This is a genomic window from Desulforhopalus singaporensis (genome assembly GCF_900104445.1).
Lineage (GTDB): Bacteria > Desulfobacterota > Desulfobulbia > Desulfobulbales > Desulfocapsaceae > Desulforhopalus_A > Desulforhopalus_A singaporensis.
In genome coordinates this window covers 22,968-47,450 of sequence record NZ_FNJI01000010.1, presented here as the reverse complement: position 1 = coordinate 47,450, position 24,483 = coordinate 22,968, and the positions used below count along the sequence as shown (strand labels likewise).

Here is a 24,483-nt window from a genome sequence, read left to right as displayed (position 1 = left end):
ATAAATACGATATCATTAAAATTTACCATTCTATGTTGACAGTGTGAGTAATATATCGTAAAATAATTACGAAATCAACATCAAAGGAGAGGGTTGTGCGCATAGACGAGACCAACATTTCGATAATACATCACTTAAAAGATGGAAGGACCTCTTTTAAAAAGATCGCCGATGACCTGCAGCTGTCCGAAGGGACAATTCGCGGCAGAGTTAAAAAGCTCAGGGAGGAGGGGGTGCTTGAGATATCCGGACTGGTCGATCCCGATGCCATACCGGATAAATCGATAGTTATTGCCGGCATCAAACTCAAGAGTACGGATCTTGTGAGCAAGGGTGAGGAATTTACCAAGCTGCGAGGTGTCACCTCGGTATGCGTGGTGACCGGCAGGTTCGATCTGGTTGTAACCGTCCTGCTGGACAAGGAGTTCGGCATGCTCGAATTCTATACCGAGGAGGTCTCGAAGATAGATGACGTGCGCTCGGTGGAAACCTTTGTGGTTTACAAGAGTTTTAACCTGAAAGTGCCTTTGGTCGTTTGAATACTGAAGGGAAACGGTATACGGCTTAAATGAGTCGGGGGAGGAGACTGTTATGAGTATGGAGACAAAAAAGACCCTGCTGCACAAGTGGCATAAAGAGCATGGTGCGAATATGGCAGCCTTCGGCGCCTACGATATGCCTCTGTGGTACCCAAAGGGAGCCAAGGGGGAACATCTGGCGGTGATCAATTCCGCGGGTATTTTCGATACAAGTCACATGGCTGTGGTGATAGTTGACGGTGCTGGTGCCCGGGAACTGTTGCAGCGATGTGTCACCAAGGATCTGGAGTGTTGCCTGGGAGCGAAAAAGACGCCGCTTGTCGAGGGCCGCTGTGTTTACGGCATAATTTTGACCCCTGATGCGCACGTGCTTGATGATTGTATCGTATACCAGGTCACCGACGCCATATATATGGTCGTGGTCAACGCCGGCATGGGCGCCAAGGTGGCGGATCATCTGCTGGCCAATGCATCCGGGCTGGAGGTGAGAGTCGACGATCTCACCGACCAGGTGGGCAAAATCGACGTTCAGGGAAAAGACTCGGCCAGGATAGTGTCAAAGCTGCTTGCGGCTCCCGGTGCGGTATTGGAAAAAATGCCCTATTTCTCGTTCAAAGGATGGTTTGGGACAGGGGTCGGTGAGGGAGGTGTCAAGTTGCAGGATGGAACCCCGATATTGCTGTCAAGGACAGGGTATACCGGGGAATTCGGGTTCGAAATCTTCGTCGATCCGGCAAAACTTGTCTCCTTGTGGAAAATGTTGCTTGAAGCCGGAGAAGAGTTCTCCCTGGAACCCTGCGGTCTTGCAGCCCGCGACTCCTTGCGGGCCGGGGCGGTGCTGCCGTTGTCCCATCAGGATATCGGTGACTGGCCGTTTGCGGAAAATCCGTGGTCTTTTGCCGTTGCCGAAAAACAGGAGGATGGCGGTTTCACGAAAAAATTTATCGGCTCCGAGTTCTTGAAGAATTTCCAGCCATCGGAGTTTACCCTTCCTTTCGCCGGATTCGATCCCCGCAAGATGGTCGTTTCGGAAAAATCTTATGTTGCCAGCAGTGAAGGTGATAAAATAGGGACAATCCTGACCTGCGCAACGGACATGGCGATCGGTCGGGTGGAGGGCGATATCGTCAGTATCGGCTCCAGCCAGGAAGGTTTCGTCCCCAAGGGTCTTTCCTGCGGCTTCGTCAAAGTCAATCAAAAGCTTGCTGAGGGAACCATCATCTTTCTCACCGACGGCAAGAGGAAAATCAAAGTGGAAATCAGAAGTGATGTCAGGCCGGACAGGACCGCCAGGCGTCCAATCAAAGAAATGTTGTAAAACCGGGAGGAAAAATACCATGAAAGAAATAAGCGAACTGAATTTGCCGGAAGACCTTCGTTATACCAAGGATCACGAGTGGGCAAAGGTTGAAGGGGATACGGTCAAGGTGGGCATAAGCGATTATGCCCAGGATCAGCTGGGAGATATCGTTTTTGTTGAAATGCCCGAGGTAGGCGACACTTTCGAGGCTGAAGACGAATTCGGCACTCTTGAGTCGGTTAAGGCGGTCTCCGAGCTTTATATTCCCATAAGCGGCGAAATAGTGGCGGTAAACGGCGACCTCGAAGACTCGCCAGAACTGCTCAACCAGGACCCTTACAGCGGCTGGATTGTCGAGGTAAAACCTGACAACATCGACGAAATCAACGAGCTGCTCGATAAAGATGCGTATCTGGAACTGTTAAAAGCCGAATAGCAGCAGACAGTAACTTGAAGAAGTAATCTTATCCAAGAGGTGCACAATGCGCTACCTGCCACATACCGATGAAGATATTCGGACGATGTTTGATACCATCGGGGTGAGTGATTTTGAAGGATTGTTCAGAACCGTCCCCGAATCGTGCCGATATGATAAGGAGATGAAATTACCCCCTCCAAAGACAGAATGGGACTTGAATTCGTACATGGCTGAAATCAAGTCGATGATGAAAATCACTCCGGAACATGCGGTGCTGGTAGGTGCAGGGCGCTATCAGCATCATATTCCAAGCACTATTCCCGCAATAATGAGCCGGTCGGAACTGATAACGGCGTATACGCCCTACCAGCCGGAAATGGCCCAGGGGACGCTGCAGGGGCTGTATGAATACCAGACCCTTACCGCGAGACTGCTCGGAGTAGATGTCGCCAATGCATCCATGTATGACGGTGCATCGGCTCTGGCGGAAGCGCTGTTGATGGGTATCAGGATTGGCCGCAAGAAAAAGCGGGTGGCAGTCTCAAAGGCTATTCATCCGCACTATCGGGCGGTGGTCGATACCTACTTCGCTCCCACGGAATATGAAATAGTCGAACTTGCAGTAGCAGAAGACGGCAGAACCGACTTGAGTTCGCTTTCAGCCGAGGATGGGTTCGCCGCGGTGGCGCTGCAGTCACCAAATTTTTTCGGTGTAATAGAGGACATGGAAAAGAGCGCGGAAGCGATACACGCGGCCGACAGCCTGTTTATTGCAGCATTTTCCGAACCGCTGGCGTTTGGTCTGGTGAAGAGTCCGGGAAGCTGCGGCGCCGATATTGTCTGCGGCGAGGGACAGAGTCTTGGCATCCCTGTATCTTTCGGTGGTCCCGGGCTCGGCATGTTCGGCTGCCGGGATAAATTCGTCCGCAATCTGCCGGGCCGGCTGGTGGGCGAAACCAGGGACCTTGAGGGCAAAAGGGGGTATGTCCTGACTCTGTCTACCAGGGAACAGCACATAAGACGCGAAAAGGCGACATCCAACATCTGCTCCAACCAGGGTATCTGCACTCTTACCGCTGCGATGTATATGGCATCGCTTGGCGGCACGGGTATCAGAAAGCTTGCCAAACTTAATTTTGACAAGGCCGAGTATCTCAAAGCGGGCCTGCAGCAGGCGGGAGCAACACTCTGCCACGATGCGCCAACTTTCAATGAGTTCGCCGTAAGGTTTGACAGTGACTTCAAACCGGTGCAGAAAAGCCTCATGGAACAGGGAATCGCTGCCGGACTCAATCTCTCCGGCTTTTATGATGACATGGATAATTGTTACCTGTTCTGTGTTACCGAGACTGCGTCAAAAGACGTGCTTGATACAGTTATCAAAGAGGTGAAAAAATGAAATACGGTCCAGGAAGAAGTGGATTGATTATGGAAGAGCCTCTGCTCTGGGAGAAGGGACGGCCCGGCAGAAACGGTATGTCCATACCGGACTCGGATGTTCCCGATGCCCAGCTGGCAGCGGATCTGTGCGGTGAAGGGCCGGATTTTCCTGATCTCAGCGAAGTGGACGTGGTACGCCATTATACCAGGCTCAGCCAGTGGAATTTCGGGGTTGACACCGGCATGTATCCCCTTGGTTCATGCACCATGAAATATAACCCCAAAATCAACGAAAAGCATGCCGCCTCCGAAGGGATCACGTCGGCGCACCCGATGCTGGACGATGAATATTGTCAGGGAACCCTGCGGATCATTTATGAATTGCAGAACTACCTGGCGGCGATAACTGGTCTGGACGCGGTGTCGGTACAGCCTGCGGCGGGAGCCCATGGCGAGCTTGCCGGAATGTTGATTTTTGCCGCCTATCACAAGAGCCGCGGCAAAAAAAGAAACAAGATACTTATCCCCGACACCGCCCACGGTACCAACCCGGCAAGCGCCGCTCTCTGCGGCTACAAGCCGGTGTCGATCAAGTCGGGGCCGAGGGGGATCCTCGATGTCGATCAGGTGCGGGAACTGATGGACGAAGAGTGTGCAGGGATCATGATCACCAACCCGAACACCCTCGGTCTTTTTGAGGAAAATATTCGGGAGATAGCTCAGATTGTACACGAAAAAGGGGGGCTGGTTTACGGTGATGGCGCCAACATGAACGCGGTCATGGGAATTGTCGATATGAAAAAGTGCGGGGTCGATGTGCTGCACCTGAACCTGCACAAGACTTTTTCAACGCCCCACGGCGGCGGTGGCCCCGGATCCGGGCCGGTATGTGTGGTCGAAGAGCTTGCCGGCTTTTTGCCTTCGCCAAGGGTTGTGTTTGACGGCGAGCAATACAGACTGGAGGATGAACGGCCTGAGTCGATCGGCAGAATGCACTGTTTCCATGGCAACTACGGAGTTCTCGTTCGGGCGCTGTGCTACATCTTGACGATGGGTGCTGAGAACCTGAAAAAAGCCACGCAATATGCGGTGCTGAACGCCTGCTACATCAAGGTGAAACTCAAGAATCACCTGCACCTCGCCTATGATCGGCCCTGCATGCACGAAGCCGTGTTTTCCGATAAGAAGCAGCAGGAATACAAGGTGACGACCCTAGATATTGCCAAGAGGCTTATGGACAGCGGATACCATCCGCCCACCATATATTTCCCGCTGGTGGTGCATGGCGCGATAATGATAGAGCCCACCGAGACCGAGAGCCTTGAAGAGCTCGACACTTTTATAGAGGTGGTCAAGGAAATAGTGGCCGAGGCGAAAAGCGATGCCGAGCTGTTGAAAAACGCCCCCCAACGGTTCAAGGTCAAGCGGCTCGACGAAACCCAGGCGGCAAGACAACCGTGTCTGTGCGGGTGAGTTGACAGATGTCGTCGATAACAAGTTATCTGGTGGATCTGGGCCGGACCGATTACGCTGCGGCCCATCAATTCCAGCTCGACTGTGTCAGGTGGCGGCTGGAGGATAAGCACCGTCATGACGTTTTTCTCGTAACCGAGCACTCCCCCGTCTTTACTCTTGGCAGCAGGGGCGGGCGGCAGAGTCTCATGGTGAGCGAGGACCATGTCAGGGCCGAAGGTGTTGCCATCGTCCAGACCGAAAGAGGCGGAGATATAACTTATCACGGTCCGGGACAGGTCGTTGTTTACCCGATAATCCATCTGCGCAGCAGCCGTCTATCTGTTCGTGAGTATGTGCACATGCTGGAACAGGTAATGATCGATGTCGCCGCCTCGTACAGTATCGCCGCCGGAAGGGATGAGCGTAACCGGGGAATCTGGGTTGGGAACAGCAAGATAGGTTCTATCGGGATCAGGGTGAGGCACGGTGTCACCTTTCACGGTCTTGCACTCAATGCAAACCTCGATTTTACGCATTTCAACTGGATACAGCCGTGTGGTCTGGCGGGGGTAGGGGTTACCTCGCTTGAGCGGGAAACCGGAGCGGCCATAGATTTTGCAGACGCCAAACAGAGGATGGCAAGATGTCTTGGCGATGTCTTCCACCGGGAGTTCAGTGCAGCTGTGCCGTCAAATTTTTCAGGTGTTTTTCCATGAAGCAAACAGAGAATCACGAAATTCGTATAAGAAAACCAAAGTGGTTGAAAAAAAGACTGCCGAGGGGACCGGAGTACGGGAAAATGACAAACCTCCTGGCCGATTCCTGTCTGGCAACGGTCTGCCAGGAGGCTCAATGCCCCAATCAGTTTGAGTGTTTTTCCAAAGGTACCGCAACTTTTATGATCATGGGCGAGAGGTGTACCAGAAACTGCAGGTTCTGTGCCGTGAGCTATAAACCGATCGGTCCGCCGGACCCGGAAGAACCCGGCAGGATCGCCGACGCCGTAGCCACCCTCGGACTCAAATATGCGGTAGTTACCTCAGTCACCAGGGACGACCTTCCGGACGGCGGTGCGTCCCATTTTAAGAAAGTGTTAACGGCGATCGCCAAGAAAACACCCGGGGTTCGGGTGGAAATCCTGATTCCCGACCTGCAGGGTAACTGGGAAGCGTTGGCGGTAATTCTTGAGGGCAATCCCACGGTCCTCAACCATAACGTGGAGACGGTTCCCCGCCTCTATGAACGGGTTCGGCCGGAAGCTGTGTATAGCCGGTCGCTGAGACTGTTGCAGGAGGCAAAGCGGATAAGGCCCGACATACCGTCTAAAAGCGGAATCATGGTCGGACTCGGTGAGACCCGGGATGAGATCTTGAGTGTTATGAAAGACCTGCGCACCCACGACTGTGACATCCTGACCCTGGGTCAGTATCTGCAGCCGTCGCGTGCACATCTGCCGGTCGATCGATTTGTTACCCCAGAGGAGTTTATATTCCTGAAAGAGCAAGCCTTGAAGCTTGGATTCAAGGCGGTAGCCAGCAGTCCGACCGTGCGAAGTTCTTTTGAAGCGGGTATACTTTATGAACAGGTGATTGGAGCAGTTGACAGAAAAAACTAACTGGAAGGAAAGCCATGTCAAATAAATATTTACTCACCGCATTCAGCAGAGACCGGGTTGGCATAGTCGCTGATATTTCTCAGGTTATCTACGAAAACGGTTACAATCTCGAAGATTCCTCGATGATGTACCTGGCGGGAGAATTTGCCATCCTGCTTCTTCTATCGGAGCCGAGCTCGGACGTGGCCGGCACCTTGAATGAGGTCATGTCGAAAGAGTGCAGGAGACTGGAAATAGAAAAAGGAATTACTGCTTTTCTGCGTCCTGTGGGCGATGAAAAGCAAGAAAAGAAAAAGGACATCGTAACCAAAACCATCAATATCGAGGGGCACGACCAGGCCGGTATCGTATATCGGGTCAGCAAGTTTCTTGCCGACAGCAACATAAACATACTCACCCTGAGGACCGAGGTGCGACCGTCACCGCAGAGCGGAACAGATCTCTACGTGATGAAAATCGATGTGGAGATTCCCGGCAAATTGAACCTTGGCGAGGTGGAAGACGGGCTGGAAACAATCGGTGACCGACTTCATGTAGATGTAAGCATCGCTTAAAAAAAGCCCCTCTCCTGGCTGAAAGGAGAGGGGTACAGAAGAGAACATTTAGAAGTCAGAAAACGAGCCGGTGTCACCTCTAACGGCCAAGAACCGTTGAGGCGGACGCCCGGATGAAGCCGACTGTGACCGTTGAAAAAAATCGGCTGTCTGAGGGGTGAAACAAGACCTGTGTCTTCAAACTCCATGAAGTTTTTTACCTTTTACCGCAAATCTATCAATAAAAAAACATTTTCATACCTTAACAAACCTTAAATGACTGTCTGCGGGGCTCTGCAATGACAAGTCGCCGAACAGGACGATCTTTAAGATTTCTTCCGGGTCTTTTCCTTTTTTTTAAAAAATAAATATTGTTGTCAAAGACCTTTTGTTAAAAGTGAAAAAGGTCTATGTTTCGTTCACCGATTTGGTAGAATCCTCTGGAGCATGCTATTTTCCAGTGAAGTATGGCAGGTGATACCGTTGTTTTAAACGAAAATGGAGTCAGCTATCGCGCGGGACAAGGAGCTATGGAGACGGCAAGGAAAACTGAAATAAATTACCAGGCGCTGTTTCACTCTTCGCCGGTTCCCGCCTTTATTTTGGAAAATACGGGAACTGATATCATCCTGATTGATTTCAATCCCTCCGTGTCAAAGATAATCAGGAACATTGGGGCGCATAATCTTGACCAGTCGGTCGATGTTATTTTCCCAGGTTTTTACGAGTTGAACCTTAACCTCAGGTCATGTTCTCCTGAACATCCTTCATTTGTGCTGGAAGCACTGTACCGTTCCCACCAGGGTCTGCCTGCGACTTATCTGCAGTTCAACTGTTGCTACGTTGATCCCAATCTTCTTGTTGTCAGTGTACAGAACATTCATAGAAAACGTCAGGCGGAGTCGGACCTTGAGAAAAGCCGGGAACGGCTGGAACTGGCAATTGCCGCAACGGGGGCCGGCGTCTGGGATTGGTATCTGGTTACAGGCGAGGTTGTCTTTGAAGATGAGTGGGCCGCCATTCTTGACTATAAACCCCATGAAATCAAGCCGCATATCTCTTCCTGGGAGCAGCTGATCCACCCTGAAGACAAGCAGCGGGTTTATGATATGCTTGATCGCCATATTTCAGGAGAGTTGCCCCGCTACAAGAGTGAACACCGGCTACGGGCCAAGGGCGGCAACTGGGTCTGGGTACTCGATGTCGGGAAAATAGTTGAACGTTCCACAGACGGTTCCCCGATACGCATGACCGGTACCAAGGTCGATATCTCAAAACATAAAAAATTGGAGGCAGAGCTTGAACTGCTTAACCGGGAACTGGAAAAAAGGATTGAAGACCGGACGCAAAAACTTGAACAGAGTAAGCGGTCTCTGCTGCGTAATCGACAGGATCTGCAGAAAAAATCGCAGCATCTCACGGAAGTGAACAATGCCCTCAAGGTTCTTCTCAAGAAAAGTGATGAGAACAAGGCCGACATGGAGGAGAATATGCTGGCCAACGCCAAAGAGCTCATTCTTCCCTACCTCGAGAAGATCGAGGAAGAGTCCTTGAACGAAACCCAGTTGATGTACATGGGCATAGTGAAGACCAATCTCAAGGAGATAGTATTACCCTTTTCCCGCAAGCTGACCTCAAAATATCTTAATCTCACCCCGTCAGAACTGACCGTTGCTGACCTGATAAAGCACGGAAAATCAACCAAAGAGATCGCCTCGCTGCTGTACCTGTCCGAGAAAACAATCGCAACCCAACGAAAGAATATCAGAAAAAAAATCGGCATAAACAGAAAAAAAGTCAACCTCAGAACCTACCTGCACACCTTTCAGGAATAGGTATAATTCATACCCGATTCATACCCTTTTATAGAGTATTGAATACGCTCGTGTTTCCTTTATCCTAAAGTACAACAATAATTGATACAAGGAGGGGAACATGACCAACGGCTATATGCAACAGGTACTTTTTGTCGATTTGACCTCGGCGACCACCACCGAAAAAAGAGTGTCGGAAGAGATCTATCGTGATTTTATCGGCGGTCAGGGGCTGGGGGTACGGATGCTCTATGAGCACATGACGCCAAAAGCGGATCCTCTCGGTCCGGAAAATGTTATCGGGTTTGTTACCAGTCCCCTGACCGGTGCCGGTTTTCATGGAGCGCGCCTTCAGGTCGTCGGCAAATCGCCCATAACGGGGGGATGGGGCGACTCCAACGTGGGAGGGCTTTTCGCCCTGGCACTCAAGGCGTGCGGCTATGACGCAATTTTCATTACCGGCTGTTCGGCCAAACCGGTCTATCTCCTGCTCAAAGACGGAGAGGTCCAATTCAAAAACGCCGAGCGGCTGTGGGGCCAAGACACCTGCCAAACCGAAGCAGGTATTAAGCGGGAGTTGTCAGACGACAAGGTTCGAGTGGTTTGCATAGGTCCTGCCGGAGAGAAAAAATCGCTTTCTGCGGCAATTATGCAGGATGGCAGCGCAGCAGCCCGCTCCGGTCTCGGCGCGGTCATGGGGGCCAAGGGCCTGAAAGCGGTGGCTGTCTTCGGGACCAAGAGCGCTGAACCTGCCGATGCCAAGCGTCTGGCCAGACTCCGCAAAGAATACCGAAAGGATGTCAGAGTGTCCAAACATCCGTGGATGCCGCTCTTTAAGGGAGGGGGGACCTGTTCTTTTTTTGAGGGGTATCTCAAGATGGGCGATTGTCCAATCAAGAACTGGACTCGATTCGGCGAAGAGGCATTTCCCAACTGGGCGCGCCTGCACGGCGATTCCATCACCCATTACCAGAAAAAGAAAAAGGGGTGCGCAAGTTGCCCGCTGGTGTGCAAGGGAAGGCTCACCATCGAAAAGGGACCTTATACTGTCAAGAACAGCAGTAAGATCGAGTACGAAACTCTCGGACTTTTCGGTTCCAATCTGCTTATAGAAGATCCGGAACCGTTGATCAAGGCCAACGACCTCTGCAACCGCTACGGTATCGACACTTGTACGGCGGGAAGTGTTATCGGTTTTGCCATGGAGTGTTACGAGCGGGGCGTCATCACGAAAGAAGATACAGATGGTATAGAGATGGTGTGGGGAAGTGCCGAGGCTCTGCTGGCCATGATAGAGAAAATCGGTCGTCGGGAAGGTTTTGGTGAAGTGCTCGCCGACGGCAGTAAATTTGCGGCGCAACGGATTGGCCAAGGGTCCGAGGAGTGGGCGGTCCATGTAGGAGGGCAGGATCTGCCGGCCCACGACCCGAGGACCAGTGTCGGACACGGTTGGGGATATATCTGCGATCCAACCCCCGGAAGGCATACGGCCACCCAGTATATTGACAGCGTCGATGAAGATGTGGCCAGCGTAATGTTGCCGGAGTGCAAGGTGGTAAAAGCGAACATCTATGACTATGAGGCCTATGCCAAGGTGTTTGCGACCTGCAGCGACCTTGACCGGTTGTCAACCTCGGCAGGACTGTGCTGGTTTGGGACCTACCCGGAAACCCTTCCGCTGGTAGAGGCCATGTGCGCCATAACCGGATGGGATTTTACCTTAGCCGAAGGTCTGAAAACCGGACGTCGCATCCAGGCGCTGCGCCAGGCTTTCAATATTCGCGAAGAAGTCGATACCGCAGAATGGGTCATTCCGCCAAGGATAGACCAACCACCTCCAAGCGGCCCGATAAAAGGCAGGAATCTCGACTTCAAATCTATAAAGCGCCTCGGATATGAGTCCCTGGGCTGGGACGGCCAGACGGGGATACCGTCGCCGGAAACACTAGACTCCCTTGGACTCACGGATCTCGTGGGTTCACTTCCTTCATAATATCTGCAACTACAAGCGTTCTGGCAAAGCAAACAGCTGCGCCAGAACTTTCGGTGAGAAGAACTCTTTTCGCACCGAAAAACCGTTCACTCATCACATCAGGAGGAGAGGAAAATGTTCAACAGAAAAAGGGCAAAAACATCTTTCTTGGTTGTAGCCGTCTCGTTTTACCTGTTGCTGGCATCGGTCATGGCCCAGGCAGCAACTTCACTGGAAGTGCTGGATTCGTACATTGCCGGATGGAACAGTCATGATGCCGCAACGTGTGCTTCTCATTTTGATAAAGAAATTGTGTTCTACGATGCTACGGTCGGCAAGCCGGTGTCCGGGCCCGCCAATGTAAGAAAGGAGATAGTGGAATCATTTATGACCGCTGTGCCTGACCTCAAACTGGAGAGGGAAAATGAGGTGCTGGTCCAGGACGACAGCGTGATATGGAAATGGTCGTTTTCCGGAACCAATACCGGTGATTGGAGCGACGGCACCAAGGCTACCAATAAAAGGTTTAAAATCAACGGATTGACATGGATGAAAATAAAAGACGGCAAGATCGTCTATTCCGGTGATTTTTACGACGCATACGGGTTCTACCAGCAGCTGGGACTTCTTGAGTAAATAAATCCGGCAACCAGAGTTTGGTGAATGTCCGGGGACCGGTGGGCGCAAACCTCGGCCGGTTCCTGTTTTCATCACATACCACAAGGAGATACCGCTTTGCAAAAAAACACAGATCAACTCATGGATATGATTACCAACGAGACAAAAAAAAGAATAAGTATCTACCACGATCTTGGTCCGGGAACCGAAAATTGTGAAGTAAAGCCTATCACATTGAAGACTCTTGTTCCCTCGTTTTATTTCACCCTGGGCCTTGTTGCGCTGTTTATCTGGGGGGCTCTCTCGGTCTACCCAAGCTATTTTCCGAACTGATTTGCGGGTGAGACTTTCAGGTACTGTATCAGATAAACATAATGATAAAGGGAAAACAATATGAGTGCAAAACAGACAACAGACGAGATGGTTCGAAACGAAGTTGTAAAAAGCAGGCTGCCGACGCTGCCCAGCGAGCGTCAGCTGGGGATGACCGACATGATCCTTATCCAGGTGTCGTTCAGCGTGGCCACTTGGATGCTGGTGCTGGGAGCCTGGACAGGGATGGCAACTCCGCTGCCGCTGGCTATTATTGCCTGCGTGGTGGGATGTTCCCTGCCGCTTTTCTTTCACTGTCTCATCGGCCCTTTTATCGCCAGGTGGGGCCTGGACAACGGAATAATCACCAACTCAGTTGCCGGGCCCCTGGGAACCTTGATCATTGTCGTTGCCGTGACCACGCCGATGTATCTCGGGTGGACGTCGATACCCATTGTCATGTTTGGCCGGACGGTGCACGAATCGCTTGGTTTTCTAAGTGTAACCGGGCCGATGGCCAACGCCGAACTTTGGTCCTTCGTGGCTTTGGGCGTGGCGTTTCTGATTCTGTGGAAGGCGGCGATGATATTAAAGTTTTTCTTCCGTATCGTCACTCCCTGTATTGTCATCCTGCTGGCGATTCTGACCTATAAAATTTTCAGCCATTACGGCTGGAGCCACATTGCGCAGATCGTACCCGAAGGATTCCATAAAGACCCGTGGATCAGTTTCATGATAGCGATCGAGATGAACGTGGGCCTCGGGTTCAGCTGGCCTTTTAGTTTTGCTGTGTACTGCAGACTGGCGAAAAGCGAATCGGCGGCGTTTTACGGTACATGGTGGGGTTGGGGGCCGATCTGGGCGATTGCCTGCATTCCGGCCATCGCCGGCGGTCTGGTGGCGGGCGTGACCGATCCGGTCTACCTGCTCAAGGATATAGGGGGAATCTGGGTTGTGCTCTACATGTTTTTCCTCGGGATCGCCAATATCTTTTCCGGCATCTGCACCATGTATATCGTCGCCTTGACCGCAAGGGTGGTATGGCCGAAGCTTTCCTGGCTTCAGGCACTTTCCATAAATTTGCTGGTGATAATTCTGATTCTTGTCCCGGCGGCCTACGATCAATACGGCACTTTTGTCGCATTTTACGGGGCGTTGCTGGGTCCGCTTGGGGTTGTCTGGGTGGTTGACATCATCCTGAGGAGAATGAATGTAAACATGAAGGAGATTTACGATGTCAGCGCCAACAGCGCATATTATTACTGGAAGGGCATCAACGTCTTGTTTGTTGCCAGCTGTGTCATAGGAACCGCTATTTCCCTCTATATTTACAATCCGGTCACGTGTGTACCCCATGTTGAGAGTGTATTTCGCGTCTGCGGGGCGGCTTTTCCCGCATCGCTGATCGCTGGTGCCAGCTATTATGTGCTGGCCAGGGTTTTTCTTGTACCACGGAAGATCGGTTTTCCACCTATTCCCAACGAAGAGAGGGTGGCTGTAAACGAATAGTCAGAACATCCTCGGTAAAAACCGGGGAGCAGCTCCGCAAAAAGCTCCGGCGCAAGCAATTTTCTTACGCCGGAGCTTTTTGCGGTGGTCTTTTTGTTAAAAAAGAGTGGCCAGGTCAATTCCATGTCACAACTGTCTACAAGAGCTGACCGGTTGAGTTCGCTGCTCTTTTTCAATGCGACACAACAAAGCGGAATGGGGCCAGCTGCCTATTTCCGGGCTGCAAAATTCAGGATCGTCCGGACAGAGAACGTTGGCGTTTGATTCGAATACGCCAAAGAGCTCCGGGAGATGCGGATCACGCTCAGGAAACCACCACGAATGTTGTACATCGACCATTTGGGGGTGCATGGCATCTGAGAGCTTGACGCGCTGACGTATCGACCCCAACGGGGTGGAAATAACTGCCCAGTCACCCTCACAAAGCCCATGTTCTTCAGCAGTTTTTGGATGAATCGAGACCAGCGGGTCGGGCACCTTTTCCCTGGCTTTTTTTATTTGCCGCTGCTCGGAATGATACATGGGCATAAAACGGCTTCCGGTTATAAGAATCAGAGGATACTCTTCAGCCACGACCAGATCCCCCCTGGGGCTCCAAACCGGCTCACGATAGTGAGGCAGTGGGGCTGCTCCCAGATCTTCGAAAATCGATGATTTCAGCTCGACTTTTCCTGATGGTGTGCCAAAGCCAAACCGTTCATACCGGCGATATTCCATCTCGCCAAAGATCCCGTATCGGTCACTCAGTTCATTAAACGTCAACCCCACCGGTTCCAGGCAATGATCATACACGTCTTCAACAGTCTCCCATTGCCAGTATTTTTCCTGGCCTAACCGTAGCCCCAGTCCACGATAAAAATCATAGCTGTTGCGTCGTTCATACAAGGCGTCTACTCCCTGGGGGCACGCCATGCAGAATCTGCTGGTCAACCAGAGTTCTGGGGTCTCCACAGTGGATGCAGCCGGGAAAACGAAATCGGCCAGGGCCGCTGACGGGGTCATGTAGTAATCAACAACCACATACAATTGCAGCGCCTGCAGGGCGGCGAATACACGTTTGGTGTTCGGTAGTGCCAGAAGGGGGTTGTTGGCCAAAGATATAGCTGCCGTCACGGGATACGGATTGCCCGTAATGATGGCGTTCATAACTTCCCTGGCATGTGCCAGGTTGGAATGCCATGCCTCAGGTGGGGCCATGTATCCTTCCGGTAGCTTTTGGTTGGCGGCAGAAGTTTTTTCCCATCCTGGAAAACCGAAAAAGGGGTATCGGTCCGCTCCAAGCTGTTTAATTCTTTGACTTTCAGGCAGCAGATGGTTCAATTCGAGATGTTCGGAATCCCTGATTTTGCCTATATCACCCGCTAAAGAAAAAACCTCCCCGCCCTGGATCTCAAGGTTACCGGTAATAGCGCGGATAATTGCCCTGCCACGCGCGCATTGAGTTGAATTGACCCCCTGTTTATCCAGGCCAAGGCCAAAGGGAATCACAGCCGGGCGTGATGTTGCATACATTCGTGCTGAGGCGATAATCAGCTCTTCGGGCAGCGATGTGATTTCAGCGACAATCTTCGGGATATAGGGTTCAACAACACCTTTTAGTTCGTCAAAGCCGACTGTCCAGCGAGATACAAATTCATGGTCGTACAGATTTTCGGCGATAATCAGGCGAATCCACCCCAGCATCAAGGCAAGGTCGGTACCTGGGCGGATCTGCAACCATAAATCGGATTTCTCCACCTCTTTTATTTCCCGGGGATCAATGACAATCAGCTTTGCGCCATTTTTGCGAGCTTGGACGATTTTGGGATAGAGCCCCGTTGGGCTTGATTGCGAAGCGTTGCAACCCCATAAGACGACACACTTGGCCGCGGGTACCTCGCTGCCAAGGATCATGCCTCCGTAGGTGGCAAATTCGGTAGCGTAGCTCGGACACATGCAGATAGTGTTGACACCACAGGTGTTGGGGGACCCAAAGAGGTTAAAAAAACGGCGACAATCCCAATGATAAGTGCGTTTTGTACCATGGGTGAAAGCAAGAGTTTCGGCTCCGTATTTTTCTCTTAACGTTGATAGTTTTTCCGCCACTTCGTCAAGGGCCTGATCCCAGGATATCTGCTGCCAACAGCCTTCTCCTTTCTTACCAATCCTTTTCAGAGGATAATTCAACCGTTGAGGATGATAAAGATGATCGATCATCAACCGTCCTCGTTCGCAGATAACGCCACGGGTTACAGGATGGTCCGGGTCGCCGCTGACTTTGACAACTTTTCCGTTTTCATCATAATGGAGCAGGGTTCCACATCGCGGATGACAAAGACCGCAATAACTTCTGCGAAATTTTTTCATATATGCCTCCAGGACCTGATTGGCAATAATAAGCCCGGCTGTTTCAGGGTAATGGATTTTCCAATGTCAGTTAGTATAGTTGCATGCAGTCATTTCCCCGAAGATTGCGGTAAATTGTGCAGATACAAGACAGGATTTTCCGGAAAATCAACTGGTATCACTGCTCAATTAAGCTGCGCTGCTGCCTCTGTTTACGGTTTTCTCTGCGTCTATTTTATGTTTAGATAGACCTCCGGTCAAACTAATTTCGACTGTTGGTCGAAAATGCGTTCTGCACAGTAAAAGCATCGTACGGTATGGACGATGAGGGGATATCATGAAAAAAACATCATCGGCTGAAAAGCGGTCAAAAATTAAAGCTGTTCGACGAATCGGTGCCCCGTCGGGACCAAGGAATGCGGACCGGAGACGTGGAGTCTTGATAGAAGCAGCACGTACCTTATTTGTCGAGAAAGGCTATGAAGCAACGACAATGGATGAAATTGCCGCGGCTGCCGATTGCGCCAAGGGTACACTTTATCACTATTTTTCAAACAAGGCTGAACTGCTTCAGGTACTGCGCGAAGGGTTCGAGTCGGAAGTAATGAACCGTATCAGGCTGCGTGTAGACAGCTGTCCTGTCGATGATTGGCAAGGTCGCATCGGAGCGTGGATAGAGGGGGCTGTCGATGCTTACTTTGAAATGCATGCGCTCCATGACGTGGTGATCTATGGGCCGGGTATGCCATTTCGAAATGCCATGGCCGATGCGCAAATAACACGATATCTCACAAGATTGATTTCCGATGGCACCAAGGCGGATGCCTGGAAGGTTGATGATGCGCACTGGACTGCTGTCGTTATGTTTTACAGCTTTCGCGGAGGATGTGATGAAGCCATCATGGGCACACAACGTACTGAAGATATTGCCAGCAAACTTAACGATTTGTTTTCACGAATTTTAGGTGTTGGCGTCTGAGAAAACGACAGTAAAGACCGATCAGGCTCCCGCTTACGCTTGAATCCCCTGCCTGCAGGCAATGAGTTCCTGTTCGTATTTCTCATTATTCTCATTATAGTGTTTCGATGTGGTTTTGGAGAATCAGGCAATAACTCTGGAGTATCTTTCTAACGGTTTCTTCTTTTGGGGCTTATAGTTGGATCATCCACTCAGGATGAGCCCACATATCAACGCAAACAAGGAGAAAACGATGAATTTTGAATTTTATAATCCCACTCGTCTTATATTTGGCGCAGGCAACCTGAAGCGTCTTGGTAAAGAGGTCAAAAGAATAGGCAGACGGGCGCTGCTGGTAACTGGTGGCGGTAGCGTCAAACGAAACGGAATTTTTGACCGTGCTGTCGCATCCCTAGAACGGGAAGGTATTACCTGGGTTGAGTGTGCAGGGATTGAGCCTAACCCAAGAATCACATCGGTTGCCCGCGGAGCACAGCTGGTGCGTGATGAAAAATGTGAAGTTGTTATTGCGCTGGGTGGCGGCTCCACCATGGATGCCTCAAAAGTTATTGGTGCGGCAGCCCTGTATGATGGCGAGCCCTGGGATCTTATTGGTCACGGACAGCAAGACTGGGTAATTCCGACTGAAACCCTGCCGGTTGTCACGGTCCCGACCCTTGCCGCCACCGGCTCGGAAATGAATTGTGGTGCAGTTATCAGCAACGATGAGACCAAGATAAAATCCTTTGTGCAAACAGAGGCTCTCTATCCCGCTGTCGCCCTGGTTGATCCGGAACTTACCCTTACCGTGCCCAAAGATCAGACCGCCTACGGTATCTGCGATATAATTGTCCATGTAACCGAAGCATATTTCAACGGTATTGATGATACTCCTGTTCAGGATCGTTTTGCCGAAGGCGTTATCCTCAACACCATCGACTATGGAAAAAGAGCTTTGGCAGATGGCAACGATCTGGAGGCGCGTACGCATCTGCAGTGGGCTTCTATACTTGCCCTGAACGGCTTCATGGCCGCCGGGATGAATCCTGCCGGTTTCCCGGTACATATGATTGAGCACGCAATCTCCGCCCATCACGACATCACCCATGGCGCCGGCCTTGCGATAGTGAATCCGGCCTGGATGCGGTTTGCGGCGAAAGTTCGTCCTGCCAAGTTTGTGCAGTTTGGGGAGCGTATCTTCAACCTCAAACCAAAAGGAAGTGATGACATGGACTGCGCCCTTGCTGGTATCGATGCCTATGAAGCTTTCCTCAAGTCCATCGGTTGCCCGACACGGCTGTCGGCTCTCGGTATCGGTGATGAATTGTTTACCCGGTATGCGGAAGATTCTGCGCTGGTTCTCCGTGACGAGGATGGCAACCTCCTTGGGCGTCCGACAATGAGCAAGCAGGATATTGTCGAGGTATTACGGTCGGCTTTGTAAGTTTTTTGAAAAAAAGGATTCTTCCCTGGCGATTAATCGTTTTGTGGAAAATGTTGTGCAAAATGAAACCAATAAGTCAAGGAGAGTTGAGTGAAAACTTTATGTATGTGGCTTAACAATATGAATATACGCGTAATTTCTCTTGCTGCATTGCTGCTCTTGACATCTGTTGCTGCTGTATCTGCGGCTTCGGATATCTGGGACAAGACCTTTACCAGAAGCGACAAGGTAGACCATCAGAAAGTGCATTACCACAACAGGTACGGAATCACCATCGCTGCTGATATGTATCTTCCAACACACCTGGAAAGTTCAAAAAAATACCCAGCCATCCTTGTCGGTACTCCCTATGGCGGCGTCAAGGAGCAGGGAGCCGGTATTTATGCACAAACCCTTGCCCAAAGAGGCTTTGTTGCCATGGCGTTTGATGAATCATACAACGGTGAAAGCAGCGGCCAGCCAAGACACGTCTCATCTCCCGATATCTTCGTTGAGGATTTCAGTGCAGGTGTCGATTTCCTGGGTACCCGGCCATTTGTGGACAGAAAAAAAATTGGTGTTATCGGCATTTGCGGAAGCGGGGGATTTGCCCTTACTGCTGCACAGGTTGACCAGCGTATCAAAGCCGTTGCCACGCTAAGCATGTACGATATGAGCCGTGTAATCCGTAACGGCTGGAAGGATTCAACCACACCTGAGCAGCGCCGCAAGGCGCTTGAACAATTGGGCGAGCAGCGCTGGAAGGATTTTGCGAGCACCAGCCCACTTCTGCCGGAAGGATTCCCGGTAGAAGCGGTTGATTCAATTCCGCAAGAAATGGACCCCATTTCAAGTGAATTCTGGGAGTATTATGCAATGGAGCGGGGTCACCATCCCAGGTCGCATGGTCCGTTTACCCTGACCAGCAATATGGCATTCATGAACTTTCCACTGATGAATTACATCAAGTCCATTTCTCCACGACCGATCCTGTTCATCATGGGTGAAAACGCGCACTCCAGATATTTCACCGAAGATGCGTTTGCAATGGCTGCCGAGCCGAAAGAACTTGTTATAGTGCCCGGAGCAAGGCACATAGACTTGTATGACAGGGTGGATATGATTCCGTTTGATAAACTGACCTCGTTTTTCAGCCAACACCTGAAGTAGCCTAGAGCATCGCAAACGTTTACCTCAGATTTTCTGCGGCCATTACAAACAAAAGATCCCCAGCTTATCAACAGGGGATCTTTTGTTTGTAGAAACGGATTGTGACAGTGAGAACGGATGAACAGGTGAGTCTTTTAAAAGCTGGGCAGCAGGCAGTGATGATCAGTGCATCGTCGTCTCATGCAGCTTTTTTATGTCCCTTGACGGAGGATTTCCAAACAGGCGACTGTATTCGCGGCTGAACTGTGAAGGGCTTTCATAGCCAACCTCAAAGGCTGCCGTTGTCGCATCTTTTTGTTCCATGAGCATGAGCTGCCTTGCCTCGTTTAATCGCAGTCTTTTCTGAAACTGCAAGGGGCTCATCGCCGTCAGGGCACGAAAATGATAGTGCAGACTTGATGTGCTCATACCACTATACGTCGCCAAATCCTCCACTTTGAAAGACTTGGCGTAGTTTTCCTTGAGCCATTCAATCGCGCGGGCAATCTGGTGGCTGTGGCTGCCGACCATTGCAATTTGCTGCAACCGTTTGCCCTGTTCGCTGATCAGAAGGCGATACAATATTTCTCTCTGAATAAGAGGAGCCAGTACGGGAATATCAGCCGGATGCTCGAGAAGATCGATCAACCGTAATATGGCTTGAACTATTTCCAGTTCAATCTTGCTGACGACCAGTCCTCGATCTGAAGCCTGATTGCGGGAGATTGATATGTGATCATCCAGCAACATCTGCGCAATCTGCTTTTTTTCGAGCTTGAGCGTAAGCCCCAGGTAGGGATCGTTGCTGCTCGCCTCAAAGATCTGGGCAATGATCGGCAGATCAACTGCCGTTATCAAATAATGGTCCTTGTCGTAATAGTACGTTTCCTCGCCAAGAAATACCCGTTTTTTACCCTGGACAATCAGGCAAAGGGACGGCTCCTGCAGATAACTTATCAGCTCAGTAGGCGCTTCCTGCCGATAGATAGAAAGGGGCGGATAAGCAGTTGCCGGTTCATTGCCCCTGGCCAATGTCCAGCGGTCGATTTTTTCAGCAAGAGCGACCATGGCCTCATCAAGAGCGGTGTCATTCTGGTAGGAGATATCCGGTTGTTGTTTCATAATCTGCCTCCGTTTGTGCATACATGGTAAATGTAATCAGATAAGCCTCAGCATACAAAGAAAAACGCAATATCTGCAGGATTAGGCAAAGATTGTGGAGAATCAGCCAAACACGGCAGCAAGATTGTGATTACATATAAGGGAAACGGTGGCTGGATAAATGGTGTAACACCATGAGCTGCAATATATAGGTGAAGCGGGCAGAATCTCAAAAGGGATTATGATAGGGGATAATCTTTCAAGCGGAGGATGAATTGGAAATTAAAAAAAATGGATCACAAGCATCAATCAAAGGACCGGAGGCATGGTTTACGGGGACTGTACGAATCGATCCTCTGTTTCTGAAGGCACAATCACCGGCTCGCACCACCGTCGGTTCTGTTACATTTGAACCGGGCGCACGCACCGCATGGCATATCCATCCGCTGGGCCAGACCCTTATTGTAACTGGGGGAAGAGGCCTTGTTCAGCGCGAGGGCGAGCCAATTGAGGAGATTGGTCCTGGGGATGTGGTCTGGTTCGAGCCCGGAGAAAAACACTGGCATGGAGCCTGGCCGACTACAGCCATGACCCACATTGCCATTCAGGAAGAACTTGACGGTTCTGCGGTCGAGTGGCTTGAAAAAGTAAGTGATGAGCAATACCAAGATGGGCTCTGAGGGGGCTGTCAGCCTCAGCAATAACGCTTCTGGCGCTATATTTACCAATGACGGATCAATCCCGGAACCGGGTCTTGGAACATGGTTTGTCGGCGATAATGGTGAGCTTTGCAGCAATTTCCCCACCTTGCCCGGGGGCGAAGACTGGCTCTTCATCCTGGAGTTTCAGTGAATATCGGCTTTGGTGAAGTGCAGATGCAGTGTTTTATTTCTCAGCTTGAGTGTTGCAGGCGGGAAATCGGGAGGTGAGGGCTCCCAGAAGATCCTTGAAGAGATGCTTGAAGCGAGGAGATAATGTTTTTATATGACTACCATCCGGTGCTCAGCTCCAGTCACCGGACTGGTAAAACGGGATAAACCATGGAGAAAAGTCTCTTGATGCTATTTAGCTGGATGCTGGTCGTCGCCGCATGCCTTGGTTTTGGTGCTTCTACAATTTTCAACCAATCCAGGTTCGGAAAACTCCCAAGGGGTGAGGAGCTGGAAAGGCTGAAACAATCACCGAACTACGGGGAAGGTACGTTTCAGTATCCCATATCAACACCCATTTTCTCGCAAAATGTCACCACCTTTTCAATTATCTGCAACAGCTTTTTGTCAAAGCATGAACGGCTGGTTCCCGATGAACCACTACCTACCGTGAAAACAGATTTAAAAGAGCTGGATCCGCAACAGGACATTGTGGTCTGGCTTGGCCACTCTGCCTGGTTTGTACAACTTGACGGCAAACGCATCCTTATCGATCCGATATTGTCCGGTTACGCCGCCCCTTTTTCGTTTATTAACAGAGCGTTTGATGGCACCACCATCTATCAACCAGAAGACATGCCGGAGATAGATTGCCTCCTCATTTCACACGATCATTGGGACCATCTGGACTATCCAACGGTTAAGGCTCTCCAGGCCAAGGTGAAACAAGTGATATGCCCGTTGGGAATTGGTATATCCTTCGAGTATTGGGGTTACCCCAAAGAAAAGGTTCATGAAAAAGACTGGTACGATAAGGTAGCGATAGACCATGGCGTCATTATTCACCTGCTGCCGGCAAGGCATTATTCCAGGCGGCTGTTTGCAAAAAACAGGACCCTCTGGGCTGGTTTTGCTCTACAGGGCTTAAAGAGCAGCATATTTTTCAGTGGAGACAGTGGACATGGTTCGCATTTTTCCGATATTGGCCAAACATTTAACGGATTCGACCTGGCACTGCTGGATTGCGGTCAGTATGATCAACGCTGGTCCTATATCCACATGACTCCTGAAGAAGCAGCCCAGGCGGCCCAGGATCTTGGAGCCAGAACCCTTATCCCCTCCCATGTCGGTCGGTTTACCATCGCCAACCATCCATGGGATGAGCCTTTTAAAAGGATAGCAGACGCAAGCAGGAACAGGTCGTACCGGCTTGTTACGCCAAGAATCGGAGAACCGGTAACGGTGGGCGTTTCTTTGTCACGGGTATCATACTGGTGGCTGGAGATGAATCAATTGTAAGCTGCAACTTTGAGTGTCAACTGAAAATAGGTCAAGGAAATGTGGTTATGATTGTTGAAAAACGTCGTTGTGCACAGGGTGTCTTCCCGGTATTGGCCATTGGAATTATGTTTATTGTGCTCGCATCTGGTGTAATCAATGAAGGAAAAGCTTCGGCTGATGAGATTTATGACCTCGCCTTGTCCACTATGCACATCAGGATAACTTCGCAGGAACATACGGCCACTTTCGGGCTCTATGATACGGTTGCCGCACGGGAATTTTACGACCAGCTGCCCCTGGAACTGGAGCTGAGTAATTTTGGTGATGCACAGTGGATGTTTTTTCCGCCAGAAAAGCTCAACGTAACGCCACATGAGGCATATCATGACGGGGAAAAAGGTGAACTCAGCTATTACAAGCCATGGGGCGATGTCTTCATGCTCTATAAAGAGTTTCATGCTGGAGATGAAATGCATCGTCTTGGGGTGGGACTTGCCGGTACAGATGGGATTGCCCATATGTCAGGTACTGTACTTATTGAAAAGAACCAGCCTGAAAAAAATATTTCAGGGATACAAAAACATATGCACATACAGGTAATTGCCAACAATAAGACAACCATATTCAAGCTCAACGACAGCCAGGCCTCAAGAGAGTTTTATGCCCAGTTACCCCTGAATATTGAAGTAGAAAACTATGGAGATAAGGAGAAAATCTTCTATCCTCCTCAGAAACTGGGTACTGCAGACACCCCAAAAGCTGATGCCAGAGCTGGAACTCTTGCCTACTACGCCCCCTGGGGAAATGTTGTCATGTTTTATGGAAAATTCGGTTCAGCCGGCGGGCTTTTTGAACTCGGGAAAGCGGTATCTGGCGATGAGTACCTCAGAGACATGTCGGGTATTATAAAGGTTGAAAAAATCGATCAATAATTAACGGGGATTGCCGTCCTGCAAAGAACACAATCCTTGTATCACAGCTGCTCATCGCAGTGATACTGCATCAAGATTAATATCGATCAGCCTTTGGTTCAAGCTGGAGCATGCATGTAATGCGGTCGATGCTGGCAACACAAACGAAAGGTTGACACGCTCAATATCCTGCCGCAAGCATGAAGCACAACAATTGGTGTTAAATACACCATGAATCGAGGTAATTGAAAAATAAAAAAGTGTGTGAGGCCGGAACAATTTCTCGGCCTCAAACACTTTTTCGCTGTGTTGGTATATGGAGTCTATTGCTTTTTCAAATCTTTGCCAAATCCTTTGATAATTGAAATCATCATGTCAATCATAACCACTGTAAATGGCAGGGCACAGACAATGGATGCAGTCTGCAGCGCTTTCAGGCCGTCGGTCTGGAGCAGGATGATTGCCATGGTGCCCAAGACAAATCCCCAAACGAATTTCATACCGACTTTGGGCTCCAACTCGCCCTTGGACATAAGCATGGCAGCCAGGAAGGAGGCGGAGTCGGCGGAGGTGATCAAGAAGATGGTCAGGCTGATGAAAATCATTATGGAGGCGAAAAAGCCCATGGGGTAAGTGGAGAGCAGGGTGAAGATACCGGAGCCCATGTCGTTCTGGATGGCTTTCCACAGTTCAACAGTACCGGCCCTTTCGGCAAGGATGGCTGCACCGCCGAAGATGTCAAAGCAGACGAACATGACCAGGGATGGAATGAGAACCACCCAGATGATGAATTCTCGAACGGTTCTGCCCTTGGAGATGCGAGCGATAAAACCGCCGACGAACGGGACCCAGGCAATCCAGAAGGCCCAGTAAAAAATCTTCCACCAGCCGAGCCATTTACCATCAAATGCCTGATTCATCGAATCAGTCCAGAAGGTAATGTTCATCTATATCAATAATTCTGAGCGATCAAAACCTTCATGGGAAAGAAGCGATCAGCC

The 24,483-nt window shown here is 50.5% G+C and carries 23 protein-coding genes; 20 read left to right on the top strand and 3 right to left on the bottom strand.

The features are described from left to right. Nucleotides 1-95 precede the first annotated feature (95 nt). The 13 genes from BLQ17_RS08660 (at nt 96) to BLQ17_RS08600 (ending at nt 13,465) form a co-directional block, all read left to right on the top strand. Nucleotides 96-539 (top strand): Lrp/AsnC family transcriptional regulator, encoded by a 444-nt coding sequence (locus BLQ17_RS08660; RefSeq protein WP_092221884.1) that lies wholly within the window; start codon nt 96-98, stop codon nt 537-539. Nucleotides 540-591: 52 nt separating this feature from the next. Then, complete coding sequence (locus tag BLQ17_RS08655) at nt 592-1,857, top strand: aminomethyl transferase family protein (RefSeq protein WP_176761148.1); 1,266 nt, start codon at nt 592-594, stop codon at nt 1,855-1,857. Nucleotides 1,858-1,876: 19 nt separating this feature from the next. Then, a complete protein-coding gene (gcvH, locus tag BLQ17_RS08650; protein ID WP_092221882.1) occupies nt 1,877-2,275 on the top strand; it encodes a glycine cleavage system protein GcvH in 399 nt (132 codons plus the stop codon). Nucleotides 2,276-2,321: 46 nt separating this feature from the next. Beyond that, nucleotides 2,322-3,656, top strand: a complete 1,335-nt coding sequence (gene gcvPA, locus BLQ17_RS08645) for an aminomethyl-transferring glycine dehydrogenase subunit GcvPA (RefSeq protein WP_092221880.1) — start codon at nt 2,322-2,324, stop codon at nt 3,654-3,656. Beyond that, the gene (gene gcvPB, locus BLQ17_RS08640; RefSeq protein WP_092221878.1) at nt 3,653-5,110 is read left to right on the top strand and encodes an aminomethyl-transferring glycine dehydrogenase subunit GcvPB; all 1,458 of its coding nucleotides are present in this window, start codon (nt 3,653-3,655) and stop codon (nt 5,108-5,110) included. The genes gcvPA and gcvPB overlap by 4 nt, the downstream gene beginning before the upstream one ends. A gap of 8 nt (nt 5,111-5,118) precedes the next feature. Next, nucleotides 5,119-5,808 carry a lipoyl(octanoyl) transferase LipB gene (gene lipB, locus BLQ17_RS08635; RefSeq protein WP_092221876.1) on the top strand — a complete coding sequence of 230 codons (690 nt, stop codon included), beginning with the start codon at nt 5,119-5,121 and terminating at the stop codon, nt 5,806-5,808. After that, nucleotides 5,805-6,707 carry a lipoyl synthase gene (gene lipA / locus BLQ17_RS08630; RefSeq protein WP_092221874.1) on the top strand — a complete coding sequence of 301 codons (903 nt, stop codon included), beginning with the start codon at nt 5,805-5,807 and terminating at the stop codon, nt 6,705-6,707. Before lipB ends, lipA begins: the two co-directional genes overlap by 4 nt. A gap of 14 nt (nt 6,708-6,721) precedes the next feature. Further along, entirely contained in the window at nt 6,722-7,261 is a 540-nt protein-coding gene (locus BLQ17_RS08625; RefSeq protein ID WP_092221872.1) for a glycine cleavage system transcriptional repressor, read from the top strand. Nucleotides 7,262-7,707: 446 nt separating this feature from the next. Next, nucleotides 7,708-9,075 carry a PAS domain-containing protein gene (locus BLQ17_RS08620; RefSeq protein ID WP_092221870.1) on the top strand — a complete coding sequence of 456 codons (1,368 nt, stop codon included), beginning with the start codon at nt 7,708-7,710 and terminating at the stop codon, nt 9,073-9,075. Between the two features lie 100 nt (nt 9,076-9,175). After that, nucleotides 9,176-11,047, top strand: a complete 1,872-nt coding sequence (locus tag BLQ17_RS08615) for an aldehyde ferredoxin oxidoreductase family protein (RefSeq protein ID WP_092221868.1) — start codon at nt 9,176-9,178, stop codon at nt 11,045-11,047. Nucleotides 11,048-11,161: 114 nt separating this feature from the next. Continuing rightward, complete coding sequence (locus tag BLQ17_RS08610) at nt 11,162-11,662, top strand: ester cyclase (protein ID WP_092221866.1); 501 nt, start codon at nt 11,162-11,164, stop codon at nt 11,660-11,662. A gap of 99 nt (nt 11,663-11,761) precedes the next feature. Further along, entirely contained in the window at nt 11,762-11,977 is a 216-nt protein-coding gene (locus BLQ17_RS08605) for a hypothetical protein (protein ID WP_143005470.1), read from the top strand. 60 nt (nt 11,978-12,037) lie between these two features. Then, on the top strand, nt 12,038-13,465 hold the full coding sequence (locus tag BLQ17_RS08600; protein WP_092221862.1) for a cytosine permease: 1,428 nt from the start codon (nt 12,038-12,040) through the stop codon (nt 13,463-13,465). A 126-nt stretch (nt 13,466-13,591) separates the two neighbouring features. Here the strand turns inward: BLQ17_RS08600 and BLQ17_RS08595 are convergent, their stop codons facing one another. Beyond that, nucleotides 13,592-15,811, bottom strand: coding sequence for a molybdopterin-containing oxidoreductase family protein (locus BLQ17_RS08595; protein WP_092221860.1), 2,220 nt, complete (start codon nt 15,809-15,811; stop codon nt 13,592-13,594). Nucleotides 15,812-16,127: 316 nt separating this feature from the next. Between BLQ17_RS08595 and BLQ17_RS08590 the strand changes: the two genes are divergently transcribed. The 3 genes from BLQ17_RS08590 (at nt 16,128) to BLQ17_RS08580 (ending at nt 19,341) form a co-directional block, all read left to right on the top strand. After that, nucleotides 16,128-16,769, top strand: a complete 642-nt coding sequence (locus tag BLQ17_RS08590) for a TetR/AcrR family transcriptional regulator (RefSeq protein ID WP_092221858.1) — start codon at nt 16,128-16,130, stop codon at nt 16,767-16,769. A gap of 232 nt (nt 16,770-17,001) precedes the next feature. Then, nucleotides 17,002-18,192, top strand: a complete 1,191-nt coding sequence (locus tag BLQ17_RS08585) for an iron-containing alcohol dehydrogenase (protein WP_092221856.1) — start codon at nt 17,002-17,004, stop codon at nt 18,190-18,192. A gap of 120 nt (nt 18,193-18,312) precedes the next feature. Next, a complete protein-coding gene (locus BLQ17_RS08580) occupies nt 18,313-19,341 on the top strand; it encodes a CocE/NonD family hydrolase (protein ID WP_092222035.1) in 1,029 nt (342 codons plus the stop codon). Between the two features lie 162 nt (nt 19,342-19,503). Here BLQ17_RS08580 and BLQ17_RS08575 read toward each other — a convergent pair whose 3' ends face one another. Beyond that, complete coding sequence (locus tag BLQ17_RS08575; RefSeq protein WP_092221854.1) at nt 19,504-20,442, bottom strand: AraC family transcriptional regulator; 939 nt, start codon at nt 20,440-20,442, stop codon at nt 19,504-19,506. A gap of 254 nt (nt 20,443-20,696) precedes the next feature. On the opposite strand from BLQ17_RS08575, the gene BLQ17_RS08570 reads away from it, so the two are divergent. From BLQ17_RS08570 to BLQ17_RS08555, 4 genes are all read left to right on the top strand, one after another. Beyond that, the gene (locus BLQ17_RS08570) at nt 20,697-21,101 is read left to right on the top strand and encodes a (R)-mandelonitrile lyase (protein WP_092221852.1); all 405 of its coding nucleotides are present in this window, start codon (nt 20,697-20,699) and stop codon (nt 21,099-21,101) included. Beyond that, nucleotides 21,076-21,273 (top strand): hypothetical protein, encoded by a 198-nt coding sequence (locus tag BLQ17_RS08565; RefSeq protein ID WP_143005469.1) that lies wholly within the window; start codon nt 21,076-21,078, stop codon nt 21,271-21,273. The genes BLQ17_RS08570 and BLQ17_RS08565 overlap by 26 nt, the downstream gene beginning before the upstream one ends. 188 nt (nt 21,274-21,461) lie before the next feature. Beyond that, on the top strand, nt 21,462-22,589 hold the full coding sequence (locus tag BLQ17_RS08560) for an MBL fold metallo-hydrolase (RefSeq protein WP_092221847.1): 1,128 nt from the start codon (nt 21,462-21,464) through the stop codon (nt 22,587-22,589). Nucleotides 22,590-22,636: 47 nt separating this feature from the next. After that, on the top strand, nt 22,637-23,503 hold the full coding sequence (locus BLQ17_RS08555) for a cyclophilin-like fold protein (protein WP_218121743.1): 867 nt from the start codon (nt 22,637-22,639) through the stop codon (nt 23,501-23,503). A gap of 302 nt (nt 23,504-23,805) precedes the next feature. Here BLQ17_RS08555 and BLQ17_RS08550 read toward each other — a convergent pair whose 3' ends face one another. Further along, nucleotides 23,806-24,429 (bottom strand): BCCT family transporter, encoded by a 624-nt coding sequence (locus BLQ17_RS08550; RefSeq protein ID WP_281180516.1) that lies wholly within the window; start codon nt 24,427-24,429, stop codon nt 23,806-23,808. Nucleotides 24,430-24,483: the final 54 nt, after the last annotated feature.

Excerpts from the sequence above, each read along its gene's own strand:
- lipA (WP_092221874.1), top strand. The coding sequence starts at position 5,805 with ATGAAGCAAACAGAGAATCACGAAATTCGTATAAGAAAACCAAAGTGG.
- BLQ17_RS08625 (WP_092221872.1), top strand. The coding sequence starts at position 6,722 with ATGTCAAATAAATATTTACTCACCGCATTCAGCAGAGACCGGGTTGGC.
- lipB (WP_092221876.1), top strand. The coding sequence starts at position 5,119 with ATGTCGTCGATAACAAGTTATCTGGTGGATCTGGGCCGGACCGATTAC.
- BLQ17_RS08560 (WP_092221847.1), top strand. The coding sequence starts at position 21,462 with ATGGAGAAAAGTCTCTTGATGCTATTTAGCTGGATGCTGGTCGTCGCC.
- gcvH (WP_092221882.1), top strand. The coding sequence starts at position 1,877 with ATGAAAGAAATAAGCGAACTGAATTTGCCGGAAGACCTTCGTTATACC.
- BLQ17_RS08600 (WP_092221862.1), top strand. The coding sequence starts at position 12,038 with ATGAGTGCAAAACAGACAACAGACGAGATGGTTCGAAACGAAGTTGTA.
- BLQ17_RS08595 (WP_092221860.1), bottom strand. The coding sequence starts at position 15,811 with ATGAAAAAATTTCGCAGAAGTTATTGCGGTCTTTGTCATCCGCGATGT.
- BLQ17_RS08590 (WP_092221858.1), top strand. The coding sequence starts at position 16,128 with ATGAAAAAAACATCATCGGCTGAAAAGCGGTCAAAAATTAAAGCTGTT.
- gcvPB (WP_092221878.1), top strand. The coding sequence starts at position 3,653 with ATGAAATACGGTCCAGGAAGAAGTGGATTGATTATGGAAGAGCCTCTG.
- BLQ17_RS08620 (WP_092221870.1), top strand. The coding sequence starts at position 7,708 with ATGGCAGGTGATACCGTTGTTTTAAACGAAAATGGAGTCAGCTATCGC.
- BLQ17_RS08610 (WP_092221866.1), top strand. The coding sequence starts at position 11,162 with ATGTTCAACAGAAAAAGGGCAAAAACATCTTTCTTGGTTGTAGCCGTC.
- BLQ17_RS08555 (WP_218121743.1), top strand. The coding sequence starts at position 22,637 with ATGATTGTTGAAAAACGTCGTTGTGCACAGGGTGTCTTCCCGGTATTG.
- BLQ17_RS08565 (WP_143005469.1), top strand. The coding sequence starts at position 21,076 with ATGAGCAATACCAAGATGGGCTCTGAGGGGGCTGTCAGCCTCAGCAAT.
- gcvPA (WP_092221880.1), top strand. The coding sequence starts at position 2,322 with ATGCGCTACCTGCCACATACCGATGAAGATATTCGGACGATGTTTGAT.
- BLQ17_RS08575 (WP_092221854.1), bottom strand. The coding sequence starts at position 20,442 with ATGAAACAACAACCGGATATCTCCTACCAGAATGACACCGCTCTTGAT.
- BLQ17_RS08550 (WP_281180516.1), bottom strand. The coding sequence starts at position 24,429 with ATGAACATTACCTTCTGGACTGATTCGATGAATCAGGCATTTGATGGT.
- BLQ17_RS08655 (WP_176761148.1), top strand. The coding sequence starts at position 592 with ATGAGTATGGAGACAAAAAAGACCCTGCTGCACAAGTGGCATAAAGAG.
- BLQ17_RS08585 (WP_092221856.1), top strand. The coding sequence starts at position 17,002 with ATGAATTTTGAATTTTATAATCCCACTCGTCTTATATTTGGCGCAGGC.
- BLQ17_RS08615 (WP_092221868.1), top strand. The coding sequence starts at position 9,176 with ATGACCAACGGCTATATGCAACAGGTACTTTTTGTCGATTTGACCTCG.
- BLQ17_RS08580 (WP_092222035.1), top strand. The coding sequence starts at position 18,313 with ATGAATATACGCGTAATTTCTCTTGCTGCATTGCTGCTCTTGACATCT.